The sequence below is a fragment of the Segatella salivae DSM 15606 genome, assembly GCF_000185845.1.
GTDB lineage: Bacteria > Bacteroidota > Bacteroidia > Bacteroidales > Bacteroidaceae > Prevotella > Prevotella salivae.
Genome location: NZ_GL629647.1, coordinates 2,032,345 through 2,043,750, shown reverse-complemented (window position 1 = coordinate 2,043,750; position 11,406 = coordinate 2,032,345). Strand labels below are relative to the sequence as shown.

The 11,406-nt window shown below is 42.8% G+C and carries 8 protein-coding genes and 1 pseudogene; 3 read left to right on the top strand and 6 right to left on the bottom strand.

Features of this window, described 5'->3' with window-relative positions:
• Window positions 1-91: 91 nt before the first annotated feature.
• The 3 genes and pseudogenes from HMPREF9420_RS14725 to argS all read right to left on the bottom strand — a co-directional run.
• Window positions 92-196 (bottom strand): annotated as a pseudogene (locus tag HMPREF9420_RS14725) (tetrahydrofolate synthase); the annotation flags it as partial.
• A gap of 129 nt (window positions 197-325) precedes the next feature.
• Complete coding sequence (locus HMPREF9420_RS08210) at window positions 326-805, bottom strand: RNase H family protein (RefSeq protein ID WP_007135128.1); 480 nt, start codon at window positions 803-805, stop codon at window positions 326-328.
• Between the two features lie 99 nt (window positions 806-904).
• Window positions 905-2,722, bottom strand: coding sequence for an arginine--tRNA ligase (argS, locus tag HMPREF9420_RS08205; protein WP_007135127.1), 1,818 nt, complete (start codon window positions 2,720-2,722; stop codon window positions 905-907).
• Window positions 2,723-2,968: 246 nt separating this feature from the next.
• On the opposite strand from argS, the gene cysS reads away from it, so the two are divergent.
• Window positions 2,969-4,459, top strand: coding sequence for a cysteine--tRNA ligase (gene cysS, locus HMPREF9420_RS08200; protein ID WP_007135125.1), 1,491 nt, complete (start codon window positions 2,969-2,971; stop codon window positions 4,457-4,459).
• 214 nt (window positions 4,460-4,673) lie between these two features.
• On the opposite strand, the gene HMPREF9420_RS08195 is transcribed toward cysS, so the two are convergent.
• Window positions 4,674-5,654 (bottom strand): LicD family protein, encoded by a 981-nt coding sequence (locus tag HMPREF9420_RS08195; RefSeq protein ID WP_081457456.1) that lies wholly within the window; start codon window positions 5,652-5,654, stop codon window positions 4,674-4,676.
• A 200-nt stretch (window positions 5,655-5,854) separates the two neighbouring features.
• Between HMPREF9420_RS08195 and eno the strand changes: the two genes are divergently transcribed.
• Window positions 5,855-7,162, top strand: a complete 1,308-nt coding sequence (eno, locus tag HMPREF9420_RS08190) for a phosphopyruvate hydratase (protein ID WP_007135123.1) — start codon at window positions 5,855-5,857, stop codon at window positions 7,160-7,162.
• A gap of 528 nt (window positions 7,163-7,690) precedes the next feature.
• Here eno and HMPREF9420_RS08185 read toward each other — a convergent pair.
• Window positions 7,691-9,880, bottom strand: coding sequence for a glutamine synthetase III family protein (locus tag HMPREF9420_RS08185; RefSeq protein ID WP_007135122.1), 2,190 nt, complete (start codon window positions 9,878-9,880; stop codon window positions 7,691-7,693).
• 267 nt (window positions 9,881-10,147) lie between these two features.
• Window positions 10,148-10,327: a DUF4250 domain-containing protein gene (locus HMPREF9420_RS08180; protein WP_007135121.1), complete on the bottom strand. Its 180-nt coding sequence runs from the start codon at window positions 10,325-10,327 to the stop codon at window positions 10,148-10,150.
• A gap of 857 nt (window positions 10,328-11,184) precedes the next feature.
• On the opposite strand from HMPREF9420_RS08180, the gene HMPREF9420_RS14870 reads away from it, so the two are divergent.
• Window positions 11,185-11,313, top strand: a complete 129-nt coding sequence (locus HMPREF9420_RS14870) for a hypothetical protein (protein ID WP_081457455.1) — start codon at window positions 11,185-11,187, stop codon at window positions 11,311-11,313.
• Window positions 11,314-11,406: the final 93 nt, after the last annotated feature.

Genomic DNA, 11,406 nt, shown 5'->3' with positions numbered 1-11,406 from the left:
ACCAACGCCGTAGGTGTTGTGCTTTTTCGGCGTAATCCGCCATAAAAGGTTTCATTATAAGCGTGTCTTTATAGAAAAAGCTCAACACCGATGGCGTTGAATCTCCTTGCGAACGTTTACCCGGGGTAGGCTCGTTCCTCGCCAACCCCGGGCTATCAAAAACACAACTCGTACCGAGTTGCGAGATGAAACAATTGTGAGCGTGACATGATTGATAATTAAAGGTTAAATGGTTTGCGTCATTTTATCGTGTAAAACAAGGCATTTCACACGACAATTTGCGTCATTTTGCTTGAGGAAATGCGGCATTTTATTGCATGATGATTTACTTCTTGCGCCCAAAATCGGCGGGAACCTCCCCCCACTTCTTGGTTTCCCATTTCATCACCCGCGTCATTACCTGATGCGTACGCAGCCAGTTCTCGGCGCGTTCTACGATTTGAAAGAGGGCTTCGGTTTGCGAATTGCGGTCTAATTTCGTTTTACATTTCTTGTTCTTTACCCACAAAATGGCGTTATAACTGTCTGAATAGACAACACGATTGCGGTCACCTTGCTTATCGATCAAAGCCAAAGCGTGGACAATAGCAAGGAATTCGCCAATGTTATTTGTGCCATACATGGGGCCGAAATGAAACACACGTGCTCCCGTTTGCAGGTCGACGGCCTGGTATTCCATAGGACCTGGGTTGCCCGAACAAGCCGCATCGACTGCCCAGGCATAAGCTTCTACGTCCTCAGCCAATGGCAAAACCGTATCGTTTCGCCAGTCTGGGACATCTGATAATTCGTGTTTCTTTGCCAAAAATATAACGATTTGTGATGTAAAACGATTCAGAAGATAAAACAAGACACGTGTCTAAGCCCATCAATCCCCTCCATTTGAAGGGATTGAAAAAGGGGTTTACATACGTTCTGGAACTTCGATTCCGAGCAGTTCCATGCCATTTTTGATGACCTTTGCTACGTTCTTGGCCAACACAAGGCGTGTAATCTTCTCGCCATTTGAGTCGGCATTGAGGATGCTATAATCGTGATAGAACTGATTAAAGTCTTTTGTTAGCTCGTAACAATAGTTGGCTATGCCACTTGGACTATAGTCCTTACCCGCTTGTTCGACTGCAGCACCAAAGTCATTAAGCTTTTGAATGAGTTGGATTTCTTTCTCATTGAGAGGTGCATCCGTGCTCAACGTCTCGGGAAGTGGGATGTTTTCGGCCTCAGCCTTACGCAAAATAGAACGTATTCTCGCGTAGGTATATTGGATGAAAGGCCCTGTATTACCATTGAAATCAATGCTTTCTTCAGGGTTAAACAGCATATTTTTGCGTGCATCTACCTTCAAAATAAAGTATTTCAAGGCACCCAAGCCAACGATACGAGCTACGTTTTGTTTCTCTTCTTCGGTCATATCCTTGAACTTTCCGAGTTCATCGCTTGTCTTACGAGCGTCATCTATCATCGCCGCTACAAGGTCATCAGCGTCTACAACAGTGCCTTCGCGGCTCTTCATCTTACCATTTGGCAGTTCAACCATACCGTAAGAGAAGTGTACTAAGGCTTTACCCCACTTGAAACCAAGGCGATCTAACAAGATGGAAAGCACCTGGAAGTGATAGTTTTGCTCATTACCCACGACGTAAATCATCTTATCTATCGGGTAATCCTTAAAGCGCATATCGGCTGTTCCGATATCTTGTGTCATGTAAACCGATGTGCCATCGCTTCTAAGTAGTAACTTTTGATCCAGTCCTTCGTTGGTAAGGTCGGCCCAAACACTATTGTCTTCTTTGCGGAAGAATAGACCTTTAGCGAGTCCTTCCTCAACCTTTTTCTTGCCTTCAAGGTAAGTTTCTGACTCATAATAAATCTTATCGAAGCCCACTCCAAGTGTTTTGTAGGTCTCATCAAAGCCAGCATAGACCCAATTATTCATCTTTTCCCAGAGTGCTCTGACCTCTTTGTCGCCCTGTTCCCATTTTACCAACATGGCATGTGCCTCCTTAATGAGAGGCGCTTCGGCTTTAGCCTTCTCGGTAGCAGCCTCTTCTGACAAGCCCTCTTGCATGTATTGAGCTTTGAGTTGCTCGCATTCGGCTCTGTAATGTTTGTCAAAAGCCACATAGAAATCACCGATTAAGTGGTCGCCTTTCTTGCCCGCTTGCTCGGGAGTAATGCCATTTCCCCACTTCAACCAAGCCAACATAGACTTACAAATGTGTATACCGCGGTCGTTAACGATATTGGTTTTGACTACTTTATAGCCGTTAGCTTGCATGATTTGAGCCAAAGACCAGCCCAAAAGATTATTGCGAACATGACCCAAATGCAATGGTTTGTTCGTGTTAGGTGAACTATATTCAATCATCACTAATGGCGAATCATCGGATACTTTCTTTTCACCAAACTTCTCATCGGCATTGATATCATTAAGCAAACTCAGCCAAGCGTCTTTGCCAACAACAAGGTTTAAGAACCCTTTTACTACGTTGAAAGAAGACACTGCGCTACATTTCTTCACCAAAGCTTCGCCAATTTCCTGCGCCGTTTGCTCGGGATTCTTCTTTGAAAGCTTTAAGAAGGGGAACACAACCAACGTGAGATTGCCTTCAAAGTTACTACGTGTCTTTTGCAGTTGCACCATTGTTGCCGGCACATCCTGGCCATAAAGTTCTTTCACTACAAGGAGAACAGAACTTGATATTGCGTTTTCTATATTCATACCGATATGTTGTTTCAAATTGATTTCTGTTGCAAAATTACAACAAAAAGGATGGATTACAAAATAAAAGGCATAAGAAAAGGTGCAAAGGAATGGCAAACATTGCATGGATTACACTTTTCCTATGAGATGATTTGATTTTATCGAGGATATAATTCAAGCCGACATCAAATTAAAAAAGCGTTTGCTTTGCCATTCATCTTTTTTCCATTAACTTTGCATTCATTGTTATTAATCATTCGAAATATGGAACAAAATCTCATCATTTATAATACATTGACACGCCATAAAGAGCTGTTCAAACCGCAACATGCACCTAATGTGGGCATGTATGTATGTGGACCGACTGTCTATGGTGACCCACATTTGGGGCACGCTCGACCCGCAATAACGTTTGATATCCTATTCCGCTATCTGCAACACATAGGATATAAGGTGAGATATGTACGCAATATAACCGACGTTGGGCATTTAGAGCACGATGCAGATGAAGGAGATGACAAGATAGAAAAAAAGGCAAGACTCGAACAACTGGAGCCAATGGAGATAGCACAACACTATACTAACCGCTATCATGCAGCCATGGAAGCGCTCAATGTGTTGCCACCTTCGATTGAACCACATGCTACTGGGCACATCATTGAACAGGAAGAACTCGTAAAAGAGATTCTAAACAACGGCTATGCCTATGAGAGTAACGGTAGCATTTACTTCGATGTAGTGAAATATAACAATGACCACAGGTATGGAATCCTATCGGGTCGCAACCTAACGGACTTGATAAATAACAGCCGAGAGCTTCAAGGCGTCAGCGAAAAGAAGCATCAGGTGGACTTTGCACTATGGAAGAAGGCGCAGCCTGAACACATTATGCGATGGCCAAGCCCTTGGAGTGTTGGCTTTCCTGGCTGGCATTGCGAGTGCACGGCTATGGGAAGGAAGTATTTGGGCAGTCATTTCGATATCCATGGTGGCGGTATGGACCTCATCTTTCCACATCATGAATGCGAAATAGCACAAGCAGTTGCAAGCCAAGGAGACCAAATGGTACACTATTGGATGCATAATAACATGATCACAATCAATGGTCAAAAGATGGGAAAGAGCTTGGGAAACTTTATCACTTTGGAACAATTCTTTACCGGGAATCATGCAAGTTTGACCCAAGCTTATAGCCCAATGACGATTCGTTTCTTTATTCTTTCGGCACATTATCGTGGTACTGTCGACTTCTCTAATGAGGCTTTGGAAGCTGCTCAGAAAGGATATGAGAGACTGATGAATGCCTTTGATGACCTCGAACGCGTTCCTGTGAGCGATCATTGCGATGCAGAGACCCAGCAGTTTGTTAAGAATTTCCGCCAACGTTGCTATGATGCAATGAATGACGACTTGCAAACGCCACTCGTAATCAGCTATCTTTTCGAAGCATGTCACCTCATAAATACTCTTCTTGACCATAAAACTACGATTGATTCTGATAGCCTTCATGAGCTAAGTGAAGCGATGAAACTCTTTGCTTTCAACCTTTTGGGCTTGAAAAATGAAAAGGGTGATAACAACGAAGCACGCGAAGAAGCCTATGGAAAGGTGGTAGACATGGTATTAGATTTGCGTGCTAAGGCAAAGGCGGATAAGGATTGGGCAACCAGTGACAAGATACGCGATGCACTTTCTGAGGCTGGTTTTGAAGTAAAAGATACGAAAGATGGAGTCACTTGGAAACTAAACCGATGATGATTGCATTGAACTAACAATAGGAAACTGCGCTATACTCACACGAATATAGCGCAGTTTTCTTTGCTTTATAAATGATGTGGTTCTCAAACTCCGCTAAAACGAAAAAACAAACTGACTGAAATCACACTGCAATCTGCCTCATTTTACTCGGTAATTTGCGTCATTTTACTCGGTAATTTGACTCACTTCATTTTGCTATCCCACTCATTCTTCAAAACTTTAACACTTGGGGTGCGTGACTATATCGTGCAATTTCTTCTTCAGTCATATATTTCTTAAGTGTTGGATAATGGTATTTGAGATAGTTTTCTAAGTTTGATGGCACATTAACTTGCAATGGACCAAAGGGGCGTTTGACTAAATTTTCAAGGTCAACTACGGGAATATGGTCGGCCGAAATCATCACATTATTATAATAGGTGACGTGTTTCTTATTATAATAAGTCAGGATTTTGTGAAGCAAAGCATAGATAAGGCGCTTCGGAATGAAGGTAGCAACAAGACGGGTCACCAAGCAATTCAAGAAAGTTTGACGCTGGGGATACTCTATTTCGCAATGACCGAAGTAGCGCCAAAGCCATACTTCTTTCGCCTGGAAGCACACATCAATGAGATTTGCGAGTTTTCTTTGCCGACGTTCTGCCTTCGGAGAGTCTGGAATATGGTCGAAAGGAATCACATCAATGAATATACCTTGGTGCATAGGGATGTTCTTTACCGTTTCTTCTACATACAAAGTATTGTTTTTTCTGACCTTAGTGAAGTAATAAGGGGTATGTGGTTCTGTCGCGAAACATTGCAAAAAATACGACGAGTTCAATAGTTTTGGTGCCTCTTTAATAAAGCGTTCATAGTCATCTCGCTTCATTCCAATGTCAATATCATCGTCGAAAGGTACTATTTCGCCCCAAAAGTGAACGCCGATTGCCGATCCTCCAATCATAAAGAAAGGGGTATCAAGCAGTCGACACACACGATCGATCTCGACAAGTATTTCATATAGCACACCATGTAACTGTTTTAATTCGGCGGGCTGATAGCTTTTATTCTCCATTTTCAATGTTGTTGATAGCTCATGATGGGGAATGTGAATTGCAAAAACATTGTTATATTGGCATGACAAAGCTGTCATTAGCTTGTCATTCCACAGCACATCCTTCATCAGATGACGCAAAGATAGTGAAAAAACCATATATCTGAGTGGTTAAACAAACTTAATTATAATTTTTGTTTATATGCTTTCATCTTGGCATAATAGTTGTATTATAACAGAAAACGAGGCAAACTGACAGCTAAACCACGCAAACCCTCATAATTAGGTATTGCAGTTTTGAATATTTTTTGTTATCTTTGCCACACGAAAACATAGAGAACTCTATAACAAAAAGAACTATGAAGATTGAAAAAATCCATGCAAGAGAGATCCTCGATTCAAGAGGTAATCCAACAGTTGAAGTAGAAGTAACCCTCGAAAACGGTGTAATGGGCCGTGCAAGTGTACCATCTGGTGCATCAACGGGTGAGAATGAAGCCCTCGAACTGCGTGATGGCGACAAGCAACGCTATGGTGGTAAGGGTGTACTTAAGGCTGTAGAGAACGTCAATAACGTTATTGCTCCTGCCCTAAAAGGCGAGGATGTACGCAACCAACGCGCTCTCGATTACAAGATGTTAGCACTTGATGGTACGCCAACTAAGAGCAAACTTGGTGCTAATGCCATTCTTGGTGTGAGCTTAGCTGTGGCACAAACTGCTGCAAAAGCACTCAATTTACCATTGTATCGCTATATTGGTGGCGCCAACACTTACGTGCTTCCAGTTCCTATGATGAATATAATTAACGGTGGAGCTCATAGTGATGCACCAATCGCTTTCCAAGAGTTTATGATCCGTCCAGTAGGTGCTTCTTCAGAGAAAGAGGCTATTCGAATGGGTGCAGAGGTATTCCACGCATTGGCAAAGAACTTGAAGAAGCGTGGTCTTTCTACTGCAGTAGGTGATGAAGGCGGTTTCGCTCCTAAGTTTGATGGTATCGAAGACGCTCTTGATTCAATCATTCAGGCTATCAAGGACGCTGGTTACGAGCCAGGAAAAGACGTTAAGATTGCTATGGACTGCGCTGCTTCAGAGTTTGCAGTACAGGAGAATGGCCAGTGGTTCTATGACTATCGTCAGCTGAAGAACGGCATGCCAAAGGATCCTAACGGTAAGAAGTTCACAGCAGATGAGCAGATTGCTTACCTCGAACAACTCATTACAAAGTATCCTATCGACTCAATTGAGGACGGACTCGATGAGAATGACTGGGAGAACTGGGTGAAACTGACCGCTAAGATTGGTGATCGTTGCCAGTTGGTTGGTGATGATTTGTTTGTAACTAACGTTAAATTCCTCGAGAAAGGTATTAAGATGGGAGCCGGAAATGCTATCCTTATCAAGGTTAACCAGATTGGTTCTCTCACTGAAACCCTTGAAGCTATTGAGATGGCACACCGCCATGGCTACACAACGGTTACTTCTCACCGCTCTGGAGAGACTGAGGATACAACCATTGCAGACATTGCTGTCGCTACAAACTCAGGCCAAATCAAGACTGGTTCAATGAGCCGCACTGACCGTATGGCTAAGTACAACCAGCTCATCCGCATCGAAGAAGAACTTGGTTGCGTAGCAAAATATGGCTATACTAAGCTTCGCTAAATCGTAAATCAACTTTCATAACACCACGTTATGATTGATGATGTGGCTTCATATACACTTTTTGAAAGTGTCGTGAACTATGGATGGACTGCCAAACAGCCATTCGACACCTGCCAAAGCGCAGAGAGTCGTCAATCATAACCACGCGTTTTGAATATTGATTTCTAAATTCATATGGGGTAACCGACATTGTTCGGTTACCTTTTTTTTATGCCAATAATCTCATGCCCACCCATAGTTTACGCTTCAAGTCGAATCATTTAAGTCAAACTTCCACCTTATTATATTATATAGAGTGAAGCCTTCAAGTTTGCAATATGCAATAAAATGAAAGCTGAAAAGCGCGTTCTCCATGATTCATAAAACTCAAAAAGGAAGTTCATTTGGGTCATAATACATTCGTATATGCCACAAACAAACTTCCTTTTCCTATGGTTTTATCGACTCAATCAGCCGATTTGTGTTTCAAACGACTTATCCTTCAACAATAGAACACTATCGTTTCAGCAACACATTCGATTCTTTTCCTTATCTGATGAAAAGCAACTCACGATATTTTGGCAATGTCCAAAGCTCATCACTCACCACAAGTTCAAGCTTATCTACCTGATAACGAATGGCTGCCATCTTAGGAACAATGTTGTCATGATAGGCAATTGCCTTCTCGCGGGCATCCTCAATACGGTTCGCAACCTTACGAGCGTTGACGAGTTCTTCAACTCCTGACTCTATGAGTTGCGTGCGTTCTGCAATCTCCTTGATAATTTTGATGTTGCGTTCCGTTAGGAGTTTCCCTTCCTCCCGACCGAAAATATCAATCATACTCTGCACATTCTTGGCCAATTGACTTTGATAATGTGTAGCAATTGGAACGATATGATTCATCACAAGGTCGCCTATGACGCGCGCTTCTATTTGTATTTTCTTCGTATAAGTCTCCCATTTAACTTCATTTCGAGCCTTAAGTTCATCGTGACTCATGACATTTGTCAACTCAAACATAGCCACACTGTCCTCATCTAAATAACGATCGAAGCACACAGGGCACGAAGATTCGCTGTCAAGTCCGCGCTTCTTAGCCTCTTCTTTCCATTCATCACTATATCCATTGCCGTCAAAACGAATGGGTTTACAGGTCTTGATATCCTCACGAATGACGTCAATGATAGCACTGGTCTTATCTTCTCCCCCAGCAATGAGCGCGTCAACACGTTGCTTAAAGTTAGTCAAGGCCTCAGCAACTGCAGCATTCAATACAATCATTGCACTCGCACAATTGGCTTCACTGCCTACCGCGCGGAACTCAAATCTATTCCCTGTGAAGGCAAAGGGCGACGTTCTGTTGCGGTCTGTGTTATCAATGAGCAGCTCAGGTATCTCTGGTATGCCGAGCTTCATGCCCTTCTTACCCGACACAGTGAATAAATCCTTCTTGTCAGCAAGTTCAATATGGTCGAGCAAATCAGTGAGTTGCTTTCCTAAAAACGATGAGATGATGGCAGGAGGAGCCTCGTTTGCACCCAGTCGATGGTCGTTAGTTGCACTCATAACACTGGCTTTTAACAACCCGTTATGACGATAAACTGCCATCAAAGTCTCTACAATGAAGACAACAAAACGCAGGTTATCTTCAGCCGTTTTCCCTGAACGATGCAATAGTATGCCCGTATCGGTCGTGAGACTCCAGTTGTTATGCTTTCCACTTCCATTGATTCCATCGAATGGTTTCTCGTGTAACAACACTCTAAACCCATGTTTGTTTGCCACCTTCTTCATTAGGCTCATCAACACCATATTATGGTCAACAGCAAGGTTACATTCCTCAAATATCGGCGCCAACTCAAACTGACCAGGGGCCACTTCGTTATGCCTTGTCTTGCAGGGGATACCAAGTTCAAGTGCTTGTATCTCCAAATCTTTCATAAAAGCCTGTACTCTCTCGGGGATAGTACCAAAGTAATGGTCGTCCATCTGTTGGTTTTTAGCCGAATCATGGCCCATCAACGTGCGACCGGTAAGCATTAAGTCGGGGCGAGTTGAATAGATATCAGCGTCTACAAGGAAATATTCCTGCTCCCAACCCAAGTTGGCTGTCACCTTCTTTACATCCTTATTGAAGTAGTGACAAACCTTAGTGGCAGCCACATTCACGGCATGAAGCGAGCGCAATAAAGGCGCTTTATAATCTAAAGCCTCACCCGTGTAAGAGATAAATATAGTCGGTATGCACAAGGTATCATCGATAATGAACACTGGAGAGGTAGGATCCCAGGCGCTATATCCACGTGCTTCAAACGTGTTTCGAATGCCTCCGTTAGGAAAAGAAGAAGCATCAGGCTCTTGCTGTGCCAGTAATTTCCCCGAGAACTCTTCTATCAAACCACCCTTTCCGTCGTGTTCTACAAAGGCATCATGCTTTTCTGCCGTCCCTTCTGTTAGCGGTTGGAACCAGTGAGTGTAGTGAGTGACACCGTTTTCCATTGCCCATTGCTTCATGGCATGAGCCACATCGTCGGCAATAGAGCGGTCAAGTTGCGCACCATTGTCAATGACATCTGTCAACTTCTCATACACATCAAGTGGCAGATACTTATACATCTTCTGACGATTGAACACCTTTTTAGCGAAGTATTCACTTGGACGCTCTTGTGGAACAGCAACATCTAACGGACGTTTCCTAAACGCTTCTGCTACAGCCTCAAATCTTAAGTTTACCATTTTCCTGTTCTTTATGATGAATGTTATATCTTCTTTCTATACAACTCTTGTTGCAAATATACGCTTTTCTCGTCAACTTTATTCTCGATGGATAAGTAATTTCTTTTCCAAATCACGCTTTTCTGTACTTGTTTCAAAGGCTATCGGTCTAAAAAGCCTCCTCTTTCATGAAACACTATCCTCCGAAACTTGTCACAAATCCTATGAATGTATGAAACAAAAAAAGACTCCCACGCACGCCGTGAGAGTCCTTTCTATACCTTTTTCTTACCAAAACTTATTCTGTTTCTCGTCGTATTTGAAACCAACCGCAGCCAGTTTATCTTCCAAATCCTTACGATTCACGTTCATATCATCACATAGTTCATCAAGCGAACCATAGTTATCGCGCAGCAACATATTAACTGCACTATAAAGAATCATTGGGTCATTGGGTAATCTATCCATATTACTTGCTTTTTACCAACATTTATTTTCAACTGCAAAAGTAATACAAATAATTTATAATCAACAAGAGAAATGCTACGAATCTTCATCATCTTAAAGGATAAAATGATATCGTTTGCAATGCAATTGATAATCAACATTGTAGGCGTTGAACTAAAACGGAATTATAAACTGCGTCACTTTACGCGCTAAAATGCATCAAATGGTCGTGTGATTTACCGTATTTTACACGATGAAATAACGCAAACCATTTTATGTCTAATTAGCAACAACATCATCGCGACAATTGTTTCATCTCGCAACTCGGTACGAGTTGTGTTTTTGATAGCCCGGGGTTGGCGAGGGACGAGCCTACCCCGGGTAAACATTCGCAAGGAGATTCAACGCCGTAGGTGTTGAGTTTTTTCTGTGAAGGCATGGTTATAATGAAACCTTTTATGGCGGATAACGCCGAAAAAGCGCAACACCTACGGCGTTGTTTCCCACAAACCATACGTTAACCCAGGGTAGCCTGCACTATCGTTTGGCAACCCTGGGCTATCAAAAGCGCAACACCGATGGTGTTGAAACATTCATTTTATAACACCACACTCATCGTTGCATGCGGTAAACCACGACAAATTACACGATGAAATGCCCCAAACCATTTTACCTTCACTTATCAACAACATCACCACTCCCAATTAACCCTCAAATAACCTCCTCCATTTCCATAGCAAACTACTCCCCTCTCTCTTCGGAGAGGGGCTGGGGGTGAGGCTTTGTCTGCCTTACACCATTTCACCTTTAATTATCAACAACGTCACACTCACAATTGTTTCACCACGCAACTGCATTGGTATAGCGCCATTATTCCAATGAATGAATTTTGCAATATAAATGTTCTCACCACGCAACTCAGTACGAGTTGTTCTTTTGATAGCCCGGGGTTGGCGAGGGACGAGCCTACCCCGGGTGAGCATCCACAAGGAGATTCAACGCCATAGGTGTTGAGCTTTTTCTGTGAAGGCATGGTTATAATGAAACATTTCATGGCGGATTAATCAAAAAAAGCGCAACACCTACGGCGTTGTTTCCCA